Below are 23,326 nucleotides of genomic sequence, written 5' to 3'. Positions count from 1 at the left end.
TTACTGCAGTATAAATTTTGAATGCTGCGTTTTACTACCACCCTCTATTGCGATTACATACATACCAGGCTTGAATGCACTGCAATCAATAGGCAGATACATGATCGGTGCTGCCTTTGTTGTAAAAATCACCTTACCTGAAATATCGTATATCCTAACAGTTATTGCTTGCGCTGCCAAAATCTCCTCATCAGGAATAAAACAGTTAAAACGACTGCCCCTTACAGGATTAGGCTGAACTGCGAACTGCTTATTGTCAACTTTGTTTTGTATAGCAATCACCTTTGAATAGGTATACTTTCCATCAAGGTCAACTTGTTTGATTCGATAATAATTAACCGAAAGCGGGGTCAAATCAGTAATGACATAACTATTTGCTCCCATTCCCTTAGTATTCAATCGGCCAATAATATTCCAATTCGTACCATTACTACTCCTCTCGATTTGGAAATATGAGGTATTGACCTCATTAGCTGTTTTCCATGTCAACTCAATACTATTCTGTTTTTTAGCTCCATCAAAGGAAACCCACGTTAGCGGTAGCACAGTATTAGTTGTTGATGCAGCTTTGGCAAAAACAAAGTCACTAAAAGAATAAAAAGAGTTAGAAGTAATGGTACCTGCGCCCGACATGCTGCTTGCCGACCCTTCAATGTTGATCCATTCAGCACCCTGGCTCTTGGCTATTCTTAATAAAGAGTAATCAGAAATCTGGTCACTCAGGTCATAAGTTAAGCTGACTACTGCGCTACTTAAATTAGAATTATCGCTCGAACTGATATTGTAATAACGCACATCAGATATACTTGTTAAAGAAGAAGGTAATGTTCTTGCAGATGGAGTCCCGTTAAAAACTTCGGCAGTGTATGTTGTAAGTGTACTTGTTTTTTGGTTGAGGGTTAAGATCGCTGGCTTATAGGAACCAGACTTACCAATAGGAAACGTTTTTGTACCACTTGTAGCTCCTAAAGTTTGCCTCAAAGGACCAGAGATATAACTATTATTACTGCCTCCGGTAACAGATGCAGAACTACCCAGCGAAAGCAAATTTGTAGAAGAACTGGTCACAATACCATTTGCCAATGACAGTGCATTGCTGACACTTACTGGCGTATTCAGTAGAACACTACCACCAGTAGCGTTGCTCACGGTAAGATTGTAAAGGTTTTGTGCGGATGTACCATTGATGGTCTGAGCACCACTCCCATTAAGAGTCAGCGTACTGTTCCTAACCATCAGACTTCCATTATTGGTAAAATTACCGCCAACTGATACAGTATAATTATTGTTCGTCACATCCAGTGTTCCGCTACTGATCAACAGATCCCTGCCAACATTTAAATTCGCGCCAAGGCTCAAAACTGCTCCAGTTGGAATCTGCACAGTAATGTCTCGAACTTGACCAGAAAGTTCAGTACCTGTTGTTTTTGATAAACTTGTTATGACATATACAACATCATAAATACTGCTCTGTGTAATGTAATTGCTTAAGCTGCCCTCCACTATTTTGATGATACTGCCTGAAGCCATAGTTAAATTACTTCCGTTTGACAGTACCCCGTCCAACAGGGTAAGTGTCCCGGTCACCAGGGTTGGATTACTCAAAGCTATGATGCTTGTACCATTATTTGATGTTATTGCTGAGATTTCAAGATTACTGAATGTACCATTTCCTTGGATATTGGTATTGCCATCCAGTATTTCATAGGTATACTTTCCAGTACCAGTAGCCGTACCATTGTTGATAATACCATTTGAAGTTCCTAAAACCATTACATTATTTCCCTGGTTATGTAGCGTTGCCCCTGAATGAATAGTCAAAACATTATTGACGACTGACAAACCAGAAGAATTTGAGGCAAGGGATTTAATGCCGCTGCCACCTATGATCAGGTTATAGTAAGGAATGTTAGATATGGTTTGATCACCCGTGGCATTATAGGTAACTGTAGTATTATCTGCTACATTGGTAATTACAGGAACTGATGTATTACTTACGGTCAGGGATGAATTAGACATCAATTCTACGGAAGCTTCTAAAGAATAATTTGATGGGATCGTCAATTGAGTAGCATTGCTACCATCTCCAATAACCATTTTAGAATTGTTTCCGGTAATCTTAATGTTTCCCGTAAAAGAAGAAGTAGAACGGTTTCTTAAGAAAAACACTTGCCCTTCACTGGTAAAGTTAACAGGCGTTGTTCCTGAGCCATCAGTACTAGATCCCCAGGTAGTAAGGTTTTCTAAATTTCCGGATGACTTTGAATAGAAAAACGTTTGGTTAAAGTAAACAGTAATCTTAATGTAATCCACCTCCACCTGAACGTCCTTTTTTCCTTTTTGCCGGGCAGCAAAACGAACACCAAAACCTTGACCTGTAAAGTCACTTGGATTCCAGGAATTGCCCCATGTATCTACAGAACTTCCATAAACGAAATTGGTTGCAGAAGAGGGCAACGAAGTAGTTGTTGCCTTATTGACACTGATTTCCCTTCCTCCTTTAAGTAAGGTCACCTTACTGACTCTGATGTTCCCACTTAAAGATTTTTTCAACCTTATCGTTACTTCAATACCATTTATAGTTGCATTGGATGGAATGTATTTCGCTTGGCTGGTATTGCTAGTCTGAAAACCCCAGTCTACAGCATCTATTTCATTGGTGTATTTATTTGTACCTGAAATAAGTGAGTAAGCAAATTGATTGTCATTGTTCTGCATTGCAGACAGAACATTCCAGGTGCTTGCACTATTCACAGTACCGGAAATGTAGCTGGCAGCCAATGAACTGGTCGCACTATACTGACCTGAAGCAAAAAAATAAAGGCTTACAAAGATTAAGGAGAAAAAGAGTCGGGGTGTTTTCATGATTACAGGTACCAATTAACAGTACGCAGTAAAAGTATTTCTCAAACACACACTAAGTAAAAACACTTGGATTACCGGGTTATAACACACGTTGAGTTGTATGAAAAAGGCGACAAAAGACTGGCATGTTTTTAATTATTTCTTAACTAAAATACCCTGCCGAAGCAGGGTATGTAAATCTTGCAAGAATCTATAATTTAGAGGCGCATCAAATACTTTCAATAAATCCTACCGCCACAGTATTGTTACTGTACTCGTCAATCAAAATAAAGGCACCATTATGCGGATTATCATGATATAAGTCCGCGAAAATAGGTTTAGCAGTTTTGATACCCACTTCACCAATATCATTCAACTTAAACTCCCTTACTTCGCTTTTTTCTTCTATGGTATTCATATCGATCACGTGACCAAACGACAACACCTTTGCTTTGATTCTGTTCACACCATGCTGCAACAAGAAAGTCCTTCCTGCAGTCAAAGGCTGCTCACTCATCCAGGTCAGCTTTGCTGTAAAGGTGCTCACCTGTTGATAAGGCGCTCCTTCTATCACTAAAGTATTACCACGGCTGATATCAATGTCATCAACCAGTTCAATATTTAAGCTTTCCCCGGCATGAGCCTTTGTCACCTTTTCATAACCGGAATAAATAGCTTTAACAGTTGACTCACGAAGTGAAGGAAGAGCGATCACTTTTTGGCCAACTTCAATGGTTCCGCTTACCAGCTTACCGGCATAACCACGGAAATCATGATATTCTTCACTGTGAGGACGGATGACAGATTGCACGTGGAAACGGGCTGGCAAATTTTCATCCTTTGCGTGCACAGGCAGATTTTCCAGGTACTCCAGCAAAGGCTTGTCTGTATACCATGGCATCTTTTCAGAAAGCGTTACTACATTATCGCCATACTTTGCAGCCAGGGGTATAAAGTGAAGACTGCCTTTAAAACCGATCTTCTGGGCAATCCCTTCAACATTTTCTTTAATAGTATTGAATACAGATTCATCGAAGTTCACAAGGTCCATCTTGTTCACCGCAACGATCACTGTTTCAAGTTCCAGCAAAGAAGAAATGAATAAATGGCGGCGGGTTTGCTCCGATACTCCATTCCGGGCATCAACCAATACGATAGAGGCTTCTGCGTTGGAAGCACCTGTGATCATATTACGAGTATACTCTACGTGACCTGGTGTATCCGCAATAATATATTTACGGGTTTCCGTAGCAAAGTAAATATGGGCTACATCAATAGTAATCCCTTGCTCCCTTTCAGCAATCAGTCCATCTGTAAGCAATGAAAGATCTACAAAATCAAGACCCTTGCGCTTGCTCGATGCCTCCACAGCTTCCAGTTTATCTTTTGTAATGGATTTTGTATCGTACAGCAATCTTCCAATTAATGTACTCTTTCCGTCATCCACGCTACCAGCAGTAGCGATTCTTAAAACATCCATTTATGTTTATTATTAGTAGTTTAAAATTAGAAATACCCCACCTGTTTCCTCTTCTCCATTGCCGCTTCGGACCTCTTATCATCAATCCGTGCTCCTCTTTCAGAAATGGTAGCTTCCTTAATTTCTTCAATGATCCTGTCAATAGTAACAGCTTCTGAAAGCACAGCAGCCGTACAGGTCATATCACCAACCGTTCTGAAGCGGACAGTTGCCTTAAAAGGAACCTCATCCTCAGTAGTATTCAGGAAAGGAGATGCAGGCCAGTACATGCCATCACGCTCAATAATTTCTCTTTCGTGCGAATAGTAAATGGAAGGAATAGGAATACCGTCTTCTTTGATATAGCTCCAAACATCCAACTCCGTCCAGTTAGAGATCGGGAATACACGTACATTTTCACCAATATTGATCTTGCCATTCAGCATATCGAACAATTCAGGACGCTGCTTTTTGGCATCCCACTGTCCGAAATCATCACGTACAGAAAATATCCTTTCTTTAGCCCTTGCCTTTTCTTCATCACGACGAGCACCACCAATACAGGCATCAAACTTCAATTCCTCAATAGCATCCAGCAGGGTCACAGTCTGCAGCATATTACGGCTGGCATATTTACCAGTTTCTTCCTGCACTTTGCCCAGGTCTATGCTATCCTGCACATAACGTACGATCAATTGCATACCAGACTCTTTAGCTAGCCAGTCGCGGAATTCAATAGTCTCCGGAAAGTTGTGGCCAGTATCAATGTGCAACATTGGAAATGGCACCTTCGCAGGATAAAATGCCTTGCGTGCCAGTTGCACCAGGGTTATGGAGTCTTTTCCGCCTGAAAATAATAAGGCCGGACGTTCAAACTGGGCAGCCACTTCCCTGATAATGTAAATCGCTTCATGCTCCAGTTCTCTGGGGAAAATATTTTTTTGTTCGCTCATACTATTTATTTTACCAAATGCAAACCACATTCTTTATGCGAGGCTTCCCACCACCAACGGCCGGCACGAGGATCTTCACCCGGCTCAATAGCGCGGGTACAAGGCGCACAGCCTATAGAAATGAAACCTTTGTCGTGCAAAGGATTATAGGGAACATTGTTCTTTTTGATGTAGTCTAAAATTTCTTCATAAGACCAATGCAGCAAAGGATTGATCTTATACATTTTTTTGTCAGGCAACCACTCTACCATAGGTATGGATTTACGGTGGTCATTCTGTGAGGCCCTTAAGCCTGTAATCCATACAGTAGTACCCTGCAAAGCCCTATTCAGAGGCTCCACTTTGCGTATCCCGCAGCAGGTTTGACGATTCTCTACCGACTCATAAAAAAGGTTGATTCCTTTCTCACTGACCATATTTTGCACAGCTTCAGCCTGTGGAAAATAGGGCTGTATCCTGATCTTATACCTGGCTTCTGTTTTTTCCCAGGTTTCATAGGTTTCATTAAACAACCTGCCCGTATCAATGGTAAATATGTTCACACCGATCTTATTGCGGGCAATAATATCGGTAAGCACCTGGTCTTCCTGGCCAAGCGAAGTGGAGAACTTTACCGTACCGGCAGGAAACAACGCAACGGTTTTTTTCAGCGCTTCCTCTATGGGCAGGTTTTCAAATGCTTGTTGTAGTTGTGATAAATATTCCATTTTAGTGCAGGTCGCTTTTATTAAATCGGAGTGCAAAGATGCACTCCGATAAATGTTCATTCAAAAAGTTATGGCAAATTAAAACCTAAACCTTTTAATTGTCCAGGTTCGGCTGAGGCGTATAGCGCAGGTATGGCTTTATCACCTTCACTCCCTTAGGAAATTTCTGGATGGCATCTTCTGTGCTTACGGCTGGCACAACAATCACATCTTCACCATGTTTCCAGTCTGCTGGAGTAGCCACGCTATGATTAGCGGTCAGCTGCAAAGACTCTACTACACGCAATACTTCATTGAAATTGCGACCAGTAGAAGCAGGATACGTGATCATCAGCTTTATTTTTTTATCAGGCCCAATCACGAACAGGGAACGGACAGTAAAGTTTTCAGAGGCATTCGGGTGGATCATGTCGTACAAAGTAGCTACTTTCCTATCCTCATCAGCAATAATGGGGAAATTAACTTCACAGTTTTGAGTTTCGTTAATGTCCTTAATCCAACCTAAGTGCTTATCCAATGGGTCAACACTTACTGCCAATACTTTTACATTACGTTTTTCAAATTCATTTTTCAAAAGTGCTGTTTTACCCAGCTCTGTTGTACAAACAGGCGTGTAATCTGCAGGGTGAGAGAACAAAATACCCCAGTTGTTACCAAGATATTCGTAAAAGTCAATTTCGCCCGCAGTGGTCTGTGCTTTAAAATTGGGAGCTGTATCCCCTAAACGTAATGACATGTTGGTTATGTTTATGGTGAATAATTGTGCGAAAGTAATCGAAAAACAATAGCCTACCAAATGAGTAGACTTGCTTTATATTAACTATAAGGTTTTAAATGCAGCACCGGGTTCTTATCCTTAAGTGCCAAATCCGCCAAAGTCCTGTTTTCCAGGATGTTCAAAGTCGCATCTCGCACTTCCACTAAAATATCGTGCAGTCCACAGAACTTTTCATTGCAGTTTTCACACCGCTGGTAAAAGTATAGACTGACGCAGGGCAGCATCGCTATAGGACCATCAATCATCCTGAAAACAGTGGCAATTCGGGTATCTGAAGGCTTATTTTTTAAAAAATAGCCCCCTCCTTTCCCCTTTTTGCTGTCCAAAACACCCGTATTTTTAAGCTGCAACAAAATATTCTCTAAAAATTTCAATGGTATTTTTTTCTGTTCTGCTATCTCAGAAATCAGTACTGGCCCATCATTATATTTCTCAACAAGATGCGTTAATGCTTGAAAAGCATAATAAGCCTTTTTTGTAAGCATATTTTCATTAAAATTTAACGAAACCTAAAGTCTAGGCAAGGTACTAGCTTTTCTAAAATTCAGGCTCTAATTCAAGTATATAGGAAATAGATGAATTTTTCCGAAGCATAGCTGCAACACCACAATACTTTTCCAGCGACAAGTCGATGGCCTTTTTTACCTTTTCGCGGTTCTCTTCACCAGTCTTGAGCCGGAACACGATATGCAAATCCTTGAAAACCTTAGGATCCGATTCTGTTTGTTCGGTCTGAACTTCTATTTTCAAATCAGCAAAAGGAACGCGCATTTTTTCAAGTATACTGACAACATCAACGCCCGTACATCCAGCCAAACCAGTTAATAAAAGGGCCTTAGGACTAAATCCGTTATTACTGTCAATATGGATGGAAGAGTTTTTATATGTGCTCTCAAAAGCAAGTCCTCCCTTCCAGGTTGTTTTTGTATTCACTGATGATAATATAATTAATGATAATAACTATTCTTTCTTCCCGCAGACCTCATATAGCTTACTATAAATTTAAACTACAGCATTATAACGATCTTCAATAAACTTCCAGTCTACTACCCGCCACCAATTATTAATATAATCGGCCCTTTTGTTTTGATAGCGAAGGTAATAAGCATGCTCCCATACATCCAATCCCATAATGGGAACCCCTTTAAATTCAGAAACATCCATTAAAGGATTGTCCTGGCCGGACGTTGACCCAATGCGCAATTGATGATCACCATCCACTACAAGCCATGCCCAACCACTACCAAAGCAGTTCTTGGCTGCCTCACTGAATTGGGTTTTAAAACTGTCAAACGAATGAAAGCTGTTATTGATCGCTTTAGCAAGCTTTCCGCCAGGCTCCCCACCTCCGTTGGGTGACAACAGCTTCCAAAAAAGTTCGTGATTATAATGTCCGCCTGCATTATTACGCAACTTGGCGGAATATTTGGATACACGCCGCAGGGTCTCTTCAAGTGGCTGAGTCATATTTACCCCTTCACTCTTTGCAGCATCTTGCAGATTGGCAGAATAACCTGCTGCGTGTTTGGTATAATGGATCTCCATCGTAGCTCCATCTATAGCATCGCTCAACGAATTATAGGAGTAAGGTAATGGCTGTTGCTGAAAACCTGTAATCAATTTATCCGCACCGTAGCTGGTTTTCTTTACGAGTGAACAACTGGAAAGTAAAGACGTTCCTACTGAAAGTCCAATGCCGGCTTTTGCTGAATTCATCAAAAACTTCCTCCGGGTAGTTAAAGGCGCCATATGTCGTTTTTGTAAAGATAGGAGTTTGAAACTCACCAACTTATCGCCCATCTATAATCCGTCATCCTCCGCCACCTGTCTTCTTTTCAAATTCAAAAACGAACGGCCCTTACGCCACAAACGGAAATAAACTTCCTTATTGAATAACTGGGAATCCTTCCTCGCCTTTTCAATCAGGAAAATGCCAATAGGTACAAGTACCACTGTAGATAGCCACATACCTGCAATCGGCTGCCATTTACCTTCTTTAGCAAACTTTTCTCCCGTAGTGCCTAAAAAATAAAACACCATAAAGAAAATGATAGAAAATATCAGGGGACTCCCTAAACCTCCCTTTCGAATAATTGAACCCAAAGGAGCACCAATAAGAAACAAAACAAGGCAGGCCAGTGAAAGTGATATCTTCCGGTGCCACTCAATCTTGTGCAGTCTCAGGTACCTTTGTTGCTCTTTATACTCTGAACTAACCATTTCATTTACTGAGCGCATCGATTCAATAGTTCCTGATATTTTCTGCCTTACTGATAACTTGATTGAATCGGGTATCAACTGTTGAATGTTCTTAACTGCCAGCTTTTTAGGAGCTTTCCAATTGCTGTCCAGGTAAGGCAGAAACTCACATGAATACAAAACCTCCCTTTTCACTCTTTGGGTAAACTTTGCATTGTCTTTTTTAATAGAATCAATGGCCCTGGACAATTGACGCATGCTCAGCATTCTATGATTGTTCTTGTACACGCTGTCATCCGTTCGCTGAAATTGAAGGGCACTCAAATCAAATTGCTTAGTGTATTCCTTAAATCCTAGCCTGATGAATTCAGTTTGAGCCGTGGAAGAATTGCCTCGCTCCTGGTAGCGCCATCCATTTCTTAAATTGAACTCCAGGAAACGCTTATCAGCCGAAACACGCATGATGCCGTGATCTGCAATGATAAAATTGTCCTGCAACGTACTCGTCTTTTCGTATATGATAATATCACTGATCGTACTGTCATTCTCTCCCTTCTTTCCTACCTTGATGGCAAATCCGGGAAGTTTATCATAAAAAATACCTTCTTTCAAGTCAAAGGCAGGCTTGGCATAAACAATATCATTAAGCAGCGTTTTCGATTTCAAATTGGCAACAGGGATCAGGTAATTGGCAAAAGAAAACGCAATTCCACAAATAAATAAAGTAACAATAAATAAGGGCTGCATGAAGCGCAATAGGGATATTCCAGCCGACTTGATTGCGACAAGTTCATAACTTTCACCCAGGTTCCCAAAGGTCATAATAGACGAAAGCAGAACTGCCAATGGTAATGCCAGCGGCACCAATGAGGCACTTTGATATCCAATAAACTCCAGTATGATACCTGCGCTTAGTCCTTTACCTACAAAGTCATCTATATACAACCAAAAGAACTGCATTACCAATACCATCAGCACAATAAAAAACGTAGCGACAAATGGCCCGATAAATGCTTTTATGATCAGCTTATCTAATTTCTTAAACACCAGCGCCTTGCTTTAATAATTAATTTTAAATAATGAAGAAAACAAAAATACATCTTTCACCCACTGAGATGGATTTGATGTGTAATGCTTCTATTATTTTAACGAAGAATAAAATCCTGCATCAGGTAAAATTGCTTTTAGAAGAATTACAGGCAGAAATGCTGGAAACAAATTTTGAATATGATACAAACAACATCTTTGCCATCCCCCCAAAAATTTCAAAAGGAGAGAACTACCTCGGGTTACCTTACCTGGTGTTAGACTATCCAAGAATTTTTACCCAATCAAACACATTCGCCATAAGAACCATGTTCTGGTGGGGACATTTTTTCAGCAGCACCTTACACTTGGCAGGCCAGTATGCAACAACCTTTAGAAACAAAATAGAAAATCAATACCAGCTTTTATCCAGTCGCGATTACTTCATTGGCATTCAGGCTGATCCCTGGCAACATCATTTTGAAGAAACAAATTATAAAAAGATCAGCACCATGCCTGAAATTCAATTCCAGGAACATTGTAGCCAGGATCATATAAAAATTGCTGCAAAGTGGCCTTTAATGGATTGGCCCGTTGCAGCAAACCATTTATTCATTAGCTGGAAAATGTTCCTTCAACTCTGTTTCGAAACAAACTCAAAAAAGTATTGACTTAATTCCCAAGGCGATGGAAAAGATCCTTCACCTGGTAATCCCACAACATACTCTGGTCTTTAATTTCTCTTTTCTCAGCAAAATCCTTGATAACAAGAATCGTTTGATTGGTTACTTCAGATTTTTCAATTCTAAATTCAAAGTATTCCTCTGCCGGAGCATGAGACCAATGAAAGCGAATATATTTCTCTTCTTCACGCTCGATTACTTTTGCAGTGTCATTAGATCCGTTCCAGGAAAAATTAAACACCCCATCTCTTTCATCAACCTTATCAGCAAACCACTCTTGCAAGCCGCTGGGTGTTGACAAAAACTCATACAAAATAGTTGGCGAACATCTCACAGGATATTCTAAGGTATATAGCTGTTTTTTGCTCATTTTATCTTTTTAGGACAGTTCGGGGGCTGCAATAATAGAAAAATTATTAATCCGCCAAAATTTTTTTCAATAAATTATCGCCTTTTGTCCTAAAAAACAATTTTTTCACTTTTCATTAAAATAAATTTTGGAGGAATCAGACCTTTCCATATTTTTAATCAAGTTTCGCGATCCTTATAGCCGGAACAGCTATAACACCGTGTGATGGATATTTTAGGAAAAACCAAGACTAATAACCTACAAAACACCACAAACCTTAACTAGAACCTTAAATAACCATCTTAAATACACCCCTATGAGTATGCGTCAACTAAAGATTACGAAATCAATCACCAATCGTGAATCTCCAAGCTTAGAAAAGTATCTTCAGGAAATCGGTAAAGTAGACCTTATTTCAGCGGAAGAAGAAGTCCGCCTCGCTTCCCTCATTAGAAAAGGCGATCAAAGAGCCTTGGACCGACTCACAAAAGCAAATCTCCGCTTTGTTGTTTCTGTAGCTAAACAGTACCAAAATCAAGGACTTACACTTCCCGACCTGATTAATGAAGGCAACCTGGGCCTTATTAAAGCAGCTCACCGTTTTGATGAAACCAAGGGCTTTAAATTTATTTCCTATGCTGTATGGTGGATACGCCAAAGCATTTTACAGGCCATCGCCGAACAGGCCCGTATTGTACGTCTGCCCTTAAATAAAGTAGGTCTGACCAATCGCGTACAAAAAGCATTTTCACAACTGGAACAGGAATTTGAACGCGAACCTTCAGTGGAAGAAGTGGCCGAAATGCTGGACTTGGAAACAGATGAAGTTTCCGCTTCCTTGGGCACAAATGCCCGCCACGTTAGCGTGGATTCCCCCTTCGCAGATGGTGATGAAAGCACTTTATTGGATATATTGGAAAACCCCAATGCAGAAAAAACGGACGAATACCTCGACCACCACGTATCAATGAAAATGGAAATAAACCGGCATCTGGAAACCCTTACCGAAAGACAAAAGGAAGTGATCTGCTACTTCTTCGGCATTGGTGTAGACCACCCTCTTAGCCTGGAAGACATTGGCCAAAGGTATAATCTCACGCGAGAAAGGGTACGCCAAATCAAGGATAAAGCAATTGTAAAACTGAAATCCAACCATTGCGCAAAAGAACTACGCGTTTTCTTGGGTTCCTGACAATAAATTAAATCCCCTTATCATCCTATTTTTGCAACCGTGGACGGACGGAGCACTCAATTGAGGCCCGGCAATCCACGGTTATTTATTTTAATGTATAAAACCTCAATAAATGTTTGAATCATTACAGGAACGATTAGATGGCGCCTTTAAACAGTTAAAGGGAGAACATAAAATCACTGAACTTAATATTGCATCCACACTTAAAGAAATACGCCGTGCATTGGTGGATGCTGACGTAAACTATAAAATTGCAAAGGAGTTCACAGACACCGTAAAGACTAAAGCTGAAGGCGAAAAAGTGATCAATGCCATCAGTCCAAGCCAGTTAATGGTAAAGATCGTAAAAGATGAACTGGTAGAACTGATGGGAGGAGACGCAGCAGAATTTAATGCAAAAGGCGCCCCCGCTGTCATTCTGATCGCTGGCTTGCAAGGTAGTGGTAAAACCACTTTCAGTGGCAAACTGGCCAACTATCTTAAAAAGCGCAAAGGATTGTCTCCTATTTTGGTGGCAGCCGACGTTTACCGCCCTGCCGCGATGGAACAGTTACGCGTTTTAGGCGAGCAGATAGGCATTGATGTTCACATCGAACCGGAAAATAAAAACCCGGTAGAAATAGCCCAGAATGCAATACGCGATAGTCGCAGCAAAAACAAAAATGTAGTGATCATTGATACTGCAGGCCGCTTGGCAATCGACGAGGCAATGATGACCGAAGTGGCCAATATTAAAGCCGCCGTAAATCCTCAGGAAATCCTGTTCGTCGTTGATAGCATGACCGGTCAGGATGCTGTAAACACGGCAAAGGCATTCAACGACAGACTCGACTTCACCGGCGTTGTGCTGACAAAGCTGGATGGTGATACCCGCGGTGGTGCAGCACTGTCTATTAAGTATACTGTCGATAAACCTATCAAGTTTATCAGTAGCGGTGAAAAATTGGATACCCTCGATGTGTTTTATCCCGAACGGATGGCACAACGTATACTCGGCATGGGTGATATTACCACACTGGTAGAAAAAGCCCAAATGGAGTTTGACGAGGAACAGGCCCGCAAACTGGAAAAAAAGATCCGCAAAAACCAGTTCGACTTTGCCGACTTCAAACAACAACTGGAGCAAATCAAACGTATGGGTAACCTGAAAGACCTGATGGCCATGATCCCTGGCGTTGGCAAGGCAATTAAGGATATCGATATTAGCGACGATGCCTTTAAAGGCGTTGAAGCCATGATCAATTCAATGACTCCTTACGAACGTGCCAATCCTGATGTCATCGACGGCAGCCGCCGTAAACGCATTGCCAACGGCAGCGGAAAAGATATTGCCGAAGTAAACGCCTTCATGAAGCAGTTTGAGCAAATGCGCGAAATGATGAAGATGATGAATAAAATGCCAATGGGAAGAATGATGCCGGGAATGAGGGGATAATAAATTTTGATACTGTTTCTATTGAATTAAAAAGACCGGCCCATAAGCCGGTCTTCTCTTTGGATAAAGGATATTTACTTATTCCTAACTTAATACTTTTAACGCAAGTTGGAAGTTCACAGTGAGATCATTATTGACATTGATAAAGCCCATTATATTTTCAGGAGCAGCCAAATCAAAATCAGTGAAAAACAACTTTTCTGCTCCTTTCAGGTAAATAAATTCACCCGAACGTGTTGCCATAAGCATGATACGGATTGTCTTGGTTTTACCTGCAAGAGTAATATCAACATCAGCGGTAATTCGCTCACTCTTTGCACCTGCATCAGGTAAAGAGTTAAGACGACGGAAATTCATCAGGATATCAGGATGTATTTTGGACTTGATGATTTTCCTGAAATCTTTTGTAAGAAAAGGATTTGAATTTTTAAAATCATTCACTGGCAAATGCACGGTTCCTTTTTTAAAAACAGCCTGTGCCTGCTGTGCCAACAAAACCAATGTGTCTTTACCAGAATATTCTTTGATATCAAAAGTAAAAGTGTTGACATTAGAAGAACCCAGGATAGATATCTTACTTTCTTTACCAACAGTCCAGATTTTTACATTTTCATTGTCTCCGGCTTTATTGAAACCGGCAAACATTGTCAGTAAAATAATCAGCCATTTCATAAAGAGTTCATTTATCGATCCTGGGTCTTATTTATTGATTCAACCCTTTCATGGACAACTTAGAAACCTACTACAGCTTCAATTACTACACCATTGAACTTACCATTGTTAAAAACGCTGGCAGTTGGGTAGTCTTTGTATTTTTGAGTTACATATTCACCTTTCAGCAGAACACTCTTAGTTAAGAACCAACCAGCAGCAAAAGCTGTACGGTCTATAGTAACATCACCATTGTAAGTAATCACAGGAGCAGTAGTAACATTAGCCAATCCAATTTTAGCTGTATTGTAGCGGGCGCCGACAAACAGGTTTTCTGCTTTACCAAAACGGTAAACTAAATCAAGTGCAGTTTGTTTCATGTGTCTTTTGACACTTTCTGTTTTAGCATAACCACTTGCATTTTCGTAAGAACCGAAGAACTCAAGACCACCAGCTTTTACAAAAGCATTGAACATAGCAGCATCCAATTTCTTAGAGAAGCCAGGTCCTGTACGGCCAGACCAAGCGTTAGCAGTACCAGCAGATGCAGTTTCCATTACTTCCTGGTAGTTAGAACCTGTACGGTCACCTGTTGATTGAGAACCATAAAGAGTCAGACCACTACCTGCAGAGCTTGAGTTATGGTAGTAGCTACCGGTAACACGCAATCTTACGTTTTCAGCAACTTTGTTGTCATAACCAAGTTTACCATAGATAGATGGGTTTCTGTTACCATTCTTATCAGCAATAACGGGTTTACCATTAGCCATTGCGTTACCATCAACTGAATCAACGTTACCTTTGATCATACCGCCAGTAACACCGAGCATACCGATGAAGCCATTCTTTTGGTAGTAAGCTTCACCGCCGATTTCTGTAGTGAAGGCATCAACGATGTAGTTGTCAGCAAATGGGTTGTAAAGTGTCTGACCACCATCAGAACGACGGAAGTGAGCATCACCGTAGTTGATTTCCATGTGACCAACTTTTACAGTCACATTTTCCATCAATTTGTTGAAGAATGCACTTTTGAAAGGCAGTTTGTCAAATTGAATGTAGCCACCTTTCACCCAAGTTTCGTTGTGGTGACGAGCAGACAAGTAAGAAGTTACGTTCAGACGGATACCATCAGCTAATTGAACATCAGTGTACAGGTTGGCTTGAGAAGTCATGAAACCAGATGCAAGTGGATACAATTTAACTGCAGATCCTGGATTTTCATGTTTCAAATTTTGCCACTGTTGAGTGAAGCCGGCACCAATACGAAATCTTGGTCCTTCGAAAGGAATATCAGCAGTTTTTTTAGTTTCAAACTGATTGATACCTGTTTGATCATAAGCTCTCCAATTAGTTGGTCTTCCATAAAATTCTTTGAGCTCCTGTGCATGTGAAGAAACTGTACTTCCCATAGCAAGTGCAACTCCCAACGCATAGAGTAAATTAATTTTTTTCATTGCTTTAATTTTTAAGATGATATTTTGGTTATTTATTGCCTTTAATTATTGACCTGTCTATTGAATTAGCCGTTGAATTTCAAGTTGTACTCTACAGTCACTACATCACCAACTTTTAAAGCACCCAGCATAAAGGTTGGAGGTTTCACACCAAACTCACTCATTTTAATTTTTTGTGCACCGGTAATAGTGATGGATTTGTCAGGATTTACAACACCATTGGCTACGAGTGTTACAGGTTTAGTTACACCAGAAATAGTAAGGTTTCCAGTTGCTTTTACCACGTATTGATTGTTTGCTCCAGGTGTAACAACTGCAGAAGACATGTTGAAAGCGATTTTTTCGTACTTGTCAGCTTTTAATGTGCTGTAAGCCCTTGAATCCATAAGGCTTTCATCACTCTTCAAACCTTTCACAGGCATTGTAAAGCTTAATGCGCTGAGTTCAGTAAGCTGGTTAGTCCCTGGTTTTAAGTCAAACTTTGCACTTAAACTTGTGCTTTGAGCCTTCATTTTCCAGTCATGCAGGTTGGAAGTCCCCAGCACTTTTATATCAGAACTACGTACACCGTTTTGGGCATTTACATATAATGAACTGATAAGTGCAACAATACCTAACACGGCGGTTAGGATCATTTGTCGGATAATTGGAAGTCGTGCTGATAACGCGGTTTTCATTTTATTCATGTTTTATGTTAATTTTTATTGACAAGTCAAAAGTAGAGTCAACCTCAAGCGTAAAACATGACAAAGGGGGTTTGAGAGATATGATTGTCGTTAAAGAGGGACATGACAAAAAACAGATGGCCCCCTCTCTTATTACAATTAATAATTATACATTATAAGACATAAGCCTCCTGTTTTTTTACCAAAAACAAGATATAAATGTCTGATAACCAAAAAGTAACCCTTTAAAGAAATCTGTCAAAGGAAAATCTTCAACTTATTAATAGAATTATAATACAGACAACAAAAACAGACTTTTATATCCTTGATAAACAGTGATCAGGGTCAACATATAATCTTTTTTATGTCCTTTCCTAAAACTCCTCATCTTAAACATTTATCTGATCCATCAATCCCTTTTTTACCCTACCTCCTACCCCCATTTAAACAGTAGCTGGTCTGTTAACCAAAACTTTACAATTATATATTGACTTTTAATGAACTCTGACTTACATTTGCTACGTAATTTTTATTTATTCAAGCATTTAAATGTCTATTTAAGATGCCAGTTAAAATCCGACTGCAAAGACACGGGTCTAAGAAGAGACCATTCTATTTCATCGTTGTTGCCGATGCTCGCAGCCCTCGCGATGGCAAATTCATCCAGAAATTAGGTACGTACAATCCATTAACCAACCCTGCCACCATTCTATTGGATCGTCAGAGAGCTTTGGATTGGCTGCAAAAGGGTGCTCAGCCTACCGACACTGTGCGCAAACTTTTATCATTCAAAGGAGTTTTATTCCTGAAGCATTTGCTTCGTGGTGTATCTCTTGGCTTGTTTGATGATGCAACAGCTATGCAAAAATTCCAGGTGTGGCATGATGAGCATGAAGCTCAAATCAGAAAACGCCAGGAAGCTGCTCAAAGGGAAAGAAGAACCCGTAGAAATCCGCCGTATCGCAGGCCAGAACGTAGGCCTGAGAGCCAATCCGGTGCTCAGGGATAATCATCCATGCCTTAAAGTAGTTGAGGTGGCAAGCAATTGCCACCTTTTTTATTCAATATCTACTCCCCCCTACCTATCATCTTTCTTCTACCATCCATTATCCATCACCATCCATCTGTCATTGATGGGCTTTGTATTTCTAACTTTTTATTTCGTACTTCGCACCTTCAACCTCGAACTTTTTATATGACTGAATATTTCAAGATAGGTAAGCTGGTCACTTCTTTTGGACTGAAAGGTGAGCTGATATTAAAGCATAACTTGGGGAAAAAAACCGCCTTGAAAGGCCTTCCGGCCATCTTTATTGAAGAAAGAAAGGATTCTTTTATTCCATATTTTATTGAAACAGCCCGTATCAAAAACGAAGAGGAAATCTATTTAAAATTACAAGATGTAAATACGCGGGAAGCCGCTATCAAACTGGCACAAAAAGAAGTGTGGCTTCCTGAAGAAGAATTCAAAAAATTCTCTTCCAAATCTTCTCCCATCACTCTCTTGGGGTTTGACATTGTAGAAGATAAAAAAGTTCTGGGCAAGATCCTGGAAGTAATTGAACAGCCGCACCAACTGCTCTGCCGGATCGAAATCAATCAAAAAGAGGTCCTCATTCCTCTCCATGAAGACACGATCCTGAAAATTGACAAAAAGGCCAAACAGGTAATCGTAGAATTACCTGAAGGCCTTCTTGAAGTCTATTTATAATTAAAACATGCGCACATACCCAATTAAACATGGGCCATTTGAGGTCTTCTGGGCGAATCCATGATCACAGGAAACTGCCCGGTCGAAATACCAACTTTTCTCATGGTATTCCTGGCCTGAACCATATGCCGTTGTTCATGTGCAACAATAAAACGTAAAGCATCACCCAACTTTAACCTGATGAATTTGCTTAAGCTAATAGGAACCTTAATGGCATTCAGGTCCCTGTCTTTGGAAGCGTCCAGCAACTGAAGCAGCCTCTGTTGATGCTGGAAAAACTCATCAAGTACATTATTCACATTAAGGCTATTAGGGAAAGTATAATCTTTCATAGCCTTCATTTTGTTCTTGACTTCGAATACATTGGTGGGCTTCATCAATTTAGTGAAATACTCCCCCCAAAAACCAGAATTGAACCAGGCATTCCTTGTATCATTCCTTACAGACAGGGCTTTTTCTATTTGTGGTAAATGAAAACGATTATACGCGTTTAAATGTTCCATGACCTGCACTACGCTCCATGTTTTTTTATCTAGCTGGTAAATAAGCTTTGCTTTATCTGCTGTCTTCATTTGCTCTGCACTGGCTATAATTTTATGAACATCGCCCTTTAACTCATTGATCAGGTCTTCAGTTTTAAACTTCGCCATAATGATAGTTTTTTGAATACTATTCAAAATATAGACCATTATAGAATTGCCTCCCATATGGACTTCCGAAATGCACACTTTCAAACTCTTTTCCCGACTTTTGGCAAATGTCACATCCTGTTAAACACATCGCACATTTTGACCTGGATGCTTTTTTTGTATCAGTGGAGATCTTAAAAAATCCTGAACTCAAAGGCAAACCATTAATTGTAGGCGGCGATGGTCAGCGGGGCATTGTGGCTGCTTGCAGCTATGAGGCACGAAAATTCGGTATCCAAAGCGCTATGCCGGCACTAACGGCCAAACGCCTATGCCCAAACGCTATCTTCCTGAAGGGAAGCTATCACGAGTATAGCAAGTATTCACGCATAGTAACAGAGATAATCGGCAACGAAGTTCCTCAATTTGAAAAAGCCTCCATAGACGAATTCTACTGCGACCTGACAGGCATGGACCGCTTTTTTGGTGTAAGCCAGTACACCCGGGAATTAAGAGAAAAGATTATTAAAGAAACTGGTCTGCCCATATCTTATGGACTGTCTACAAGCAAATTGGTAAGCAAAATGGCTACCAATGAAGCCAAACCCAATGGATACCTGGAAATACCCGCTGGTAAAGAAACAGCCTTCCTCTGGCCTATGAATGTAGATAAAATTCCAATGGTGGGTAAACAAACCACCATTCAATTGCATAGCATGGGCATCAGCACCATTGAACAACTCGCCCATACTTCATTGGACCTGCTGGAGTATCAATTTGGTAAATCGGGGAAAAGACTATGGGAAAAAGCCCGCGCCATTGACGACAATCCTGTGGAACCTTACAGCGAACAAAAATCACTTTCCCATGAAAATACGTTTCACCAGGATAGCAATGATCTAAACTTTCTGCATACCGAATTGGTAAAACTAACCGAAGAAACAGCTTACGACCTGCGACAGGAAGAAAAGCTAACGGGCTGTGTAACCGTAAAAATTAGGTATGCAAACTTTGAAACAGTTTCAAGGCAGGAGGTCATCGATTATACCGCTCTGGATAATGTATTATTAGCCAAGGTTAAGAACCTGTTCGGCAAATTATACAGGAAAGGAGAAAAGGTGCGTCTTTTAGGTGTACGCTTTAGTCAACTCGTCCCCATGACGCTCCAAATGAACTTGTTTGATAACGCGGAAGAAAAACTGGAATTATTCAAAGCAGTAGATGATATCAAAAAACAGTTTGGAAACAATCTCTTAAAAAAAGCAGCAACAATATCCCGCTCTTCAAAAGAAGACCAACCTCCTACCCCCTGATCTATCCAAATCAGCATAGTTCTTTTCTTTCCTACTTAATTTCGCATCTTTCCTTTCCCAACCCCAGTTTTATATTGTACTTTTTAATGCCAAATTTTACATTTTCTCCCAGGCTTATAGGGACCTTATAGAGATGTTATAGAGACCTTATAGTGACTTTATAGAGACATTACTGCGGTCTAACTCCATAGGAACTCCCTGTCTACTCCGTACCAACTGCGCTCCAACACCCCATCAACGCCTGCCCGCCATCTACCATCTATCATCTAACATCTATCATCTTCTCTCCCCCTTTAGTAATCTCCAAATAATTGAGTAAATTTCTATTCAAAACCCCTGCGATATGAAAATCTTAAAAAGCATCCTCCTTATTCTACTTTCTATGGTTTTGATCGGCAGTATTTATGCAGTTGCATCAGGAAGAACATACCTGTTCAAAGCAATATGGTATAATTTCGCAGGCATTGATGATTACCAGGTATTCACCAACAATACAGTAGCTGCAGCAGCTCCTCAACCATGGTCATCTGCTACCTCTTATAATAAAAAGAATTTACCCGCTCCCCTGTTATCAATGCTCGAAGGACTCAATACTATTGGATTACTGGCAGTAAAAAACGATTCAATTGTATTTGAAAGATATTGGGATGGATACGACCAGGCATCTTATTCCGGTTCCTTTTCAGTCACCAAAAGCATCACAAGCCTGCTCATAGGCATTGCCTTAAAAGAAGGAAAGATTAAATCACTGGACGAGCCTATAGGAAATTACCTGCCCGAATTTAGAACCGGGGAGAAAAACAAAGTTCGTATAGTAGACCTCCTCACCATGAGCAGTGGCAGCGACTTTGACGAATCCTACGCCAATCCTCTTTCTGTTACCACAGAAATGTATTATGGAAGCGATGTTTACAAAGTAGCAACAGACGTTAATATCATTCACAAACCAGGAACCTTCCATTCATATAAAAGTGGAGATTCACAATTATTAGGACTGCTTTTGGAAAAAGCTACTGGCATGTCACTAAGCCAATACGCTTCCAAAAAATTATGGCAGCCCCTGGGAGCAGAACATCCGGCATTGTGGAGCACAGACAAAGAAGGTGGGCACGAAAAAGCATACTGCTGCTTTAACTCCAATACACGCGACTTTGCCCGCATTGGCCAACTCATGCTCGATAGCGGCCGCTGGAAGGGGCAGGAGATCATCACTAAAGATTATTTTATCAAATCAGTCACTCCCTGTATGATCCCTGATGAAATAGGAGAACCTTGCAATTATTACGGTTACCAGTGGTGGATATTCCCTGCAGATGAACCCATCTTTTACGCCCGCGGTATCTTAGGCCAATACATTATTGTAATTCCCTCAAAAAAGGTTGTACTTGTACGCTTAGGCAAACAGCGCTCCGAGTTAAGGATCAATGGAGCCCCTGCCGAAGTAGATGCCCTGGTCAAATGGGGCAAGAGTTTATAAAAATGAATTGATCACCAAAATAAAAGCCATCCGCAACCCGGATGGCTTTTATTTTATATTCAAAATGAAACCAATAACCAATAATCAATGATGAATGATGAATGATGCCATTTTGTAAAACACTAACTTACGACTGTGGCTTTTCCAACAACTTGAAGAATTGATCAAGCTGAGGTAAAATCACAATGCGTGTACGACGGTTAACTGCTCTTCCTGAAGCATCGCTGTTATCAGCTATTGGCAGGTATTCGCTACGGCCACCGGCAGTCATGCGCTTAGGATCGATCTTGAACTGGTTTTGCAAAATACGTACTACAGAAGTAGCTCTCTTTACACTCAAATCCCAGTTATCAGCAATGGGGCCACCTTTGATGGGCACATTATCTGTATGTCCTTCAACCAAAAACTCAATTTCAGGACGGCTGTTCAACACTTGTGCTACTTTACCCAACACAGTCATAGCCTTGTCAGATACGTCATAGCTTCCGGTTTTAAACAACATCTTGTCAGAAATAGAAATATATACTGCGCTCTTTTCAACTTTAATTTCTACATCGCTGTCATTAATGTCATTCAACGCGCTCTTCAGGTTCATCACCAATGCCATATTCAATGAATCCTTACGAGCCATGCTCTTTTGCAGATCCTGGATATATAAGTCTTTTGCTCCTATATTGTCCATAGACTTTTTGATACTTTCAGCTTGGGCGCTGGAAATTACTGAAAGGTCTTTCAACTGGGTTACTACCACATTGTTATTGTCTTTCAGGAAGGCAACCTGCTTGTTCAGGTTCGCAATTTCAGATTCATACTGGGCTTTCAAACGGGCCATAGCCTCAGCATCTTCACGGCAGGTTTTCAGATCTTGCTGCACTTTCGTATAAAACGAATTCAGTTCTGAATAGCGAGCCTGTTCTTTCTTTAATTTTTTACCACTGACACAGGATACGAACAAAAAAGATCCTGCAGCAATCGCCATTAAATAGGACTTGTTCATGCAATTAGGTTTTAGTAATGGAGACTTGTTTATTGTTTTTTTTACTGAGTGCAAAGAAAGTCATTGAAATAATTACCTGATGAATACCTGGGATTTGCAGTGTTAAAAATTGGCAAAATCACTGCTGATATTAGAAAAATGTACAAAACAGGCAACTTACATAGACATTCCTAATCATAATATCAGCTAACACTTTACGTTCGCTCCTCATATATAGAGTAACCACCATGAATTAAAGTAGGATAATAGGATGGTAAAATTTAGAATAAACAAAAGCCCCGGCAGAAATTCCGGGGCTTTAATCTTTAGTTACAGTTCTTTAGGCAGTTGGAATCATTACTTTTTCTACATTATAAACCTTCAATACAGGCTTTTCTGCAAAATAATTTTCCAGCATTGAAACCAGTTTTCTATATGTACCACTGGAATCGTATAGATCCGCATCGGCTTTAGAACTCCATTGTGTCATAGAAATATAATCTTCTGTTTGATCTACTGGCTCCATCATTTGGACATCAATAAGTCCTTGTTGTTTTAAAAGAATTGGAATAATTTCTTCCTTGTAAACTCTTAAAGCTTCTTGAAGGTTTGCAGGAGAAAACTTGCAATAAGTTAAACGTACATACATAATTACCTCCTTTTTAAGTGAAGTGAAGACTATTCTAGGTCAGATCAATTTGTTGTCAAGGCGGGGATTGGAATAGCAAAGGTAGATGCGCAGCAACAATATTTCAATGACCATGATCAAAAATTAAAACAATTGCTTCTGCTGAAGGCTAAAATAAAAGCCCCGCATTTCTGACG

General features: G+C 40.3%; 23 protein-coding genes. 7 read left to right on the top strand and 16 right to left on the bottom strand.

Going from position 1 to position 23,326, the window contains the following annotated elements; translation table 11 throughout:
• The 9 genes from OCK74_RS01920 to OCK74_RS01880 form a co-directional block, all read right to left on the bottom strand.
• Positions 1-2,865 (bottom strand): T9SS type A sorting domain-containing protein, encoded by a 2,865-nt coding sequence (locus OCK74_RS01920; protein ID WP_279295292.1) that lies wholly within the window; start codon positions 2,863-2,865, stop codon positions 1-3.
• A 208-nt stretch (positions 2,866-3,073) separates the two neighbouring features.
• Entirely contained in the window at positions 3,074-4,324 is a 1,251-nt protein-coding gene (locus OCK74_RS01915; protein ID WP_279295291.1) for a sulfate adenylyltransferase subunit 1, read from the bottom strand.
• Positions 4,325-4,350: 26 nt separating this feature from the next.
• Positions 4,351-5,256, bottom strand: coding sequence for a sulfate adenylyltransferase subunit CysD (cysD, locus tag OCK74_RS01910; protein ID WP_279295290.1), 906 nt, complete (start codon positions 5,254-5,256; stop codon positions 4,351-4,353).
• Between the two features lie 5 nt (positions 5,257-5,261).
• The gene (locus tag OCK74_RS01905) at positions 5,262-5,963 is read right to left on the bottom strand and encodes a phosphoadenylyl-sulfate reductase (protein WP_279295289.1); all 702 of its coding nucleotides are present in this window, start codon (positions 5,961-5,963) and stop codon (positions 5,262-5,264) included.
• A 94-nt stretch (positions 5,964-6,057) separates the two neighbouring features.
• The gene (locus OCK74_RS01900; protein WP_279295288.1) at positions 6,058-6,699 is read right to left on the bottom strand and encodes a peroxiredoxin; all 642 of its coding nucleotides are present in this window, start codon (positions 6,697-6,699) and stop codon (positions 6,058-6,060) included.
• An 80-nt stretch (positions 6,700-6,779) separates the two neighbouring features.
• On the bottom strand, positions 6,780-7,226 hold the full coding sequence (locus OCK74_RS01895) for an RrF2 family transcriptional regulator (protein ID WP_279295287.1): 447 nt from the start codon (positions 7,224-7,226) through the stop codon (positions 6,780-6,782).
• Positions 7,227-7,278: 52 nt separating this feature from the next.
• Positions 7,279-7,674, bottom strand: coding sequence for an OsmC family protein (locus OCK74_RS01890; protein ID WP_279295286.1), 396 nt, complete (start codon positions 7,672-7,674; stop codon positions 7,279-7,281).
• Positions 7,675-7,743: 69 nt separating this feature from the next.
• Complete coding sequence (locus OCK74_RS01885; RefSeq protein ID WP_279295285.1) at positions 7,744-8,490, bottom strand: superoxide dismutase; 747 nt, start codon at positions 8,488-8,490, stop codon at positions 7,744-7,746.
• A 51-nt stretch (positions 8,491-8,541) separates the two neighbouring features.
• Positions 8,542-9,987 (bottom strand): LptF/LptG family permease, encoded by a 1,446-nt coding sequence (locus OCK74_RS01880; protein WP_279295284.1) that lies wholly within the window; start codon positions 9,985-9,987, stop codon positions 8,542-8,544.
• A 32-nt stretch (positions 9,988-10,019) separates the two neighbouring features.
• Between OCK74_RS01880 and OCK74_RS01875 the strand changes: the two genes are divergently transcribed.
• Positions 10,020-10,637: a hypothetical protein gene (locus OCK74_RS01875; protein WP_279295283.1), complete on the top strand. Its 618-nt coding sequence runs from the start codon at positions 10,020-10,022 to the stop codon at positions 10,635-10,637.
• A gap of 1 nt (position 10,638) precedes the next feature.
• Here the strand turns inward: OCK74_RS01875 and OCK74_RS01870 are convergent, their stop codons facing one another.
• Positions 10,639-11,019, bottom strand: a complete 381-nt coding sequence (locus OCK74_RS01870) for an START-like domain-containing protein (RefSeq protein WP_279295282.1) — start codon at positions 11,017-11,019, stop codon at positions 10,639-10,641.
• Between the two features lie 301 nt (positions 11,020-11,320).
• Between OCK74_RS01870 and OCK74_RS01865 the strand changes: the two genes are divergently transcribed.
• Together OCK74_RS01865 and ffh are read left to right on the top strand one after the other, a co-directional pair.
• Entirely contained in the window at positions 11,321-12,190 is an 870-nt protein-coding gene (locus OCK74_RS01865) for a sigma-70 family RNA polymerase sigma factor (RefSeq protein ID WP_279295281.1), read from the top strand.
• 112 nt (positions 12,191-12,302) lie between these two features.
• Complete coding sequence (gene ffh / locus OCK74_RS01860) at positions 12,303-13,625, top strand: signal recognition particle protein (RefSeq protein WP_279295280.1); 1,323 nt, start codon at positions 12,303-12,305, stop codon at positions 13,623-13,625.
• 84 nt (positions 13,626-13,709) lie between these two features.
• On the opposite strand, the gene OCK74_RS01855 is transcribed toward ffh, so the two are convergent.
• The 3 genes from OCK74_RS01855 to OCK74_RS01845 form a co-directional block, all read right to left on the bottom strand.
• Complete coding sequence (locus OCK74_RS01855; protein WP_279295279.1) at positions 13,710-14,297, bottom strand: YceI family protein; 588 nt, start codon at positions 14,295-14,297, stop codon at positions 13,710-13,712.
• 59 nt (positions 14,298-14,356) lie between these two features.
• Positions 14,357-15,730 (bottom strand): hypothetical protein, encoded by a 1,374-nt coding sequence (locus OCK74_RS01850; RefSeq protein WP_279295278.1) that lies wholly within the window; start codon positions 15,728-15,730, stop codon positions 14,357-14,359.
• 65 nt (positions 15,731-15,795) lie between these two features.
• Positions 15,796-16,407, bottom strand: coding sequence for a YceI family protein (locus tag OCK74_RS01845; RefSeq protein WP_279295277.1), 612 nt, complete (start codon positions 16,405-16,407; stop codon positions 15,796-15,798).
• Positions 16,408-16,957: 550 nt separating this feature from the next.
• On the opposite strand from OCK74_RS01845, the gene rpsP reads away from it, so the two are divergent.
• Together rpsP and rimM are read left to right on the top strand one after the other, a co-directional pair.
• Positions 16,958-17,404 (top strand): 30S ribosomal protein S16, encoded by a 447-nt coding sequence (rpsP, locus tag OCK74_RS27895; RefSeq protein ID WP_341483172.1) that lies wholly within the window; start codon positions 16,958-16,960, stop codon positions 17,402-17,404.
• Positions 17,405-17,590: 186 nt separating this feature from the next.
• Positions 17,591-18,106 (top strand): ribosome maturation factor RimM, encoded by a 516-nt coding sequence (gene rimM, locus OCK74_RS01835; protein WP_279295276.1) that lies wholly within the window; start codon positions 17,591-17,593, stop codon positions 18,104-18,106.
• A 23-nt stretch (positions 18,107-18,129) separates the two neighbouring features.
• Here rimM and OCK74_RS01830 read toward each other — a convergent pair whose 3' ends face one another.
• Positions 18,130-18,756: a DinB family protein gene (locus tag OCK74_RS01830; RefSeq protein ID WP_279295275.1), complete on the bottom strand. Its 627-nt coding sequence runs from the start codon at positions 18,754-18,756 to the stop codon at positions 18,130-18,132.
• 107 nt (positions 18,757-18,863) lie between these two features.
• Between OCK74_RS01830 and dinB the strand changes: the two genes are divergently transcribed.
• A complete protein-coding gene (gene dinB, locus OCK74_RS01825; RefSeq protein WP_279295274.1) occupies positions 18,864-20,048 on the top strand; it encodes a DNA polymerase IV in 1,185 nt (394 codons plus the stop codon).
• 343 nt (positions 20,049-20,391) lie between these two features.
• Entirely contained in the window at positions 20,392-21,525 is a 1,134-nt protein-coding gene (locus OCK74_RS01820) for a serine hydrolase domain-containing protein (protein WP_279295273.1), read from the top strand.
• Positions 21,526-21,652: 127 nt separating this feature from the next.
• Here the strand turns inward: OCK74_RS01820 and OCK74_RS01815 are convergent, their stop codons facing one another.
• Both OCK74_RS01815 and OCK74_RS01810 read right to left on the bottom strand, forming a co-directional pair.
• The gene (locus OCK74_RS01815; RefSeq protein WP_279295272.1) at positions 21,653-22,522 is read right to left on the bottom strand and encodes an OmpA/MotB family protein; all 870 of its coding nucleotides are present in this window, start codon (positions 22,520-22,522) and stop codon (positions 21,653-21,655) included.
• A 319-nt stretch (positions 22,523-22,841) separates the two neighbouring features.
• A complete protein-coding gene (locus OCK74_RS01810; RefSeq protein WP_279295271.1) occupies positions 22,842-23,150 on the bottom strand; it encodes an antibiotic biosynthesis monooxygenase family protein in 309 nt (102 codons plus the stop codon).
• Positions 23,151-23,326: the final 176 nt, after the last annotated feature.

Source organism: Paraflavisolibacter caeni (assembly GCF_025628885.1).
In the GTDB taxonomy this organism is placed as follows: Bacteria; Bacteroidota; Bacteroidia; order Chitinophagales; family Chitinophagaceae; genus Flavisolibacter; species Flavisolibacter caeni.
This window is presented reverse-complemented; position numbering and strand designations above follow the sequence as displayed.

What these genes read in the sequence shown, in the direction of transcription:
- OCK74_RS01920 (WP_279295292.1), bottom strand. Translation starts at nt 2,865, where the DNA reads ATGAAAACACCCCGACTCTTTTTCTCCTTAATCTTTGTAAGCCTTTAT.
- OCK74_RS01915 (WP_279295291.1), bottom strand. Translation starts at nt 4,324, where the DNA reads ATGGATGTTTTAAGAATCGCTACTGCTGGTAGCGTGGATGACGGAAAG.
- cysD (WP_279295290.1), bottom strand. Translation starts at nt 5,256, where the DNA reads ATGAGCGAACAAAAAAATATTTTCCCCAGAGAACTGGAGCATGAAGCG.
- OCK74_RS01905 (WP_279295289.1), bottom strand. Translation starts at nt 5,963, where the DNA reads ATGGAATATTTATCACAACTACAACAAGCATTTGAAAACCTGCCCATA.
- OCK74_RS01900 (WP_279295288.1), bottom strand. Translation starts at nt 6,699, where the DNA reads ATGTCATTACGTTTAGGGGATACAGCTCCCAATTTTAAAGCACAGACC.
- OCK74_RS01895 (WP_279295287.1), bottom strand. Translation starts at nt 7,226, where the DNA reads ATGCTTACAAAAAAGGCTTATTATGCTTTTCAAGCATTAACGCATCTT.
- OCK74_RS01885 (WP_279295285.1), bottom strand. Translation starts at nt 8,490, where the DNA reads ATGGCGCCTTTAACTACCCGGAGGAAGTTTTTGATGAATTCAGCAAAA.
- OCK74_RS01875 (WP_279295283.1), top strand. Translation starts at nt 10,020, where the DNA reads ATGAAGAAAACAAAAATACATCTTTCACCCACTGAGATGGATTTGATG.
- OCK74_RS01870 (WP_279295282.1), bottom strand. Translation starts at nt 11,019, where the DNA reads ATGAGCAAAAAACAGCTATATACCTTAGAATATCCTGTGAGATGTTCG.
- OCK74_RS01865 (WP_279295281.1), top strand. Translation starts at nt 11,321, where the DNA reads ATGCGTCAACTAAAGATTACGAAATCAATCACCAATCGTGAATCTCCA.
- ffh (WP_279295280.1), top strand. Translation starts at nt 12,303, where the DNA reads ATGTTTGAATCATTACAGGAACGATTAGATGGCGCCTTTAAACAGTTA.
- OCK74_RS01855 (WP_279295279.1), bottom strand. Translation starts at nt 14,297, where the DNA reads ATGAAATGGCTGATTATTTTACTGACAATGTTTGCCGGTTTCAATAAA.
- OCK74_RS01850 (WP_279295278.1), bottom strand. Translation starts at nt 15,730, where the DNA reads ATGAAAAAAATTAATTTACTCTATGCGTTGGGAGTTGCACTTGCTATG.
- OCK74_RS01845 (WP_279295277.1), bottom strand. Translation starts at nt 16,407, where the DNA reads ATGAAAACCGCGTTATCAGCACGACTTCCAATTATCCGACAAATGATC.
- rpsP (WP_341483172.1), top strand. Translation starts at nt 16,958, where the DNA reads ATGCCAGTTAAAATCCGACTGCAAAGACACGGGTCTAAGAAGAGACCA.
- rimM (WP_279295276.1), top strand. Translation starts at nt 17,591, where the DNA reads ATGACTGAATATTTCAAGATAGGTAAGCTGGTCACTTCTTTTGGACTG.
- OCK74_RS01830 (WP_279295275.1), bottom strand. Translation starts at nt 18,756, where the DNA reads ATGGCGAAGTTTAAAACTGAAGACCTGATCAATGAGTTAAAGGGCGAT.
- dinB (WP_279295274.1), top strand. Translation starts at nt 18,864, where the DNA reads ATGTCACATCCTGTTAAACACATCGCACATTTTGACCTGGATGCTTTT.
- OCK74_RS01820 (WP_279295273.1), top strand. Translation starts at nt 20,392, where the DNA reads ATGAAAATCTTAAAAAGCATCCTCCTTATTCTACTTTCTATGGTTTTG.
- OCK74_RS01815 (WP_279295272.1), bottom strand. Translation starts at nt 22,522, where the DNA reads ATGAACAAGTCCTATTTAATGGCGATTGCTGCAGGATCTTTTTTGTTC.
- OCK74_RS01810 (WP_279295271.1), bottom strand. Translation starts at nt 23,150, where the DNA reads ATGTATGTACGTTTAACTTATTGCAAGTTTTCTCCTGCAAACCTTCAA.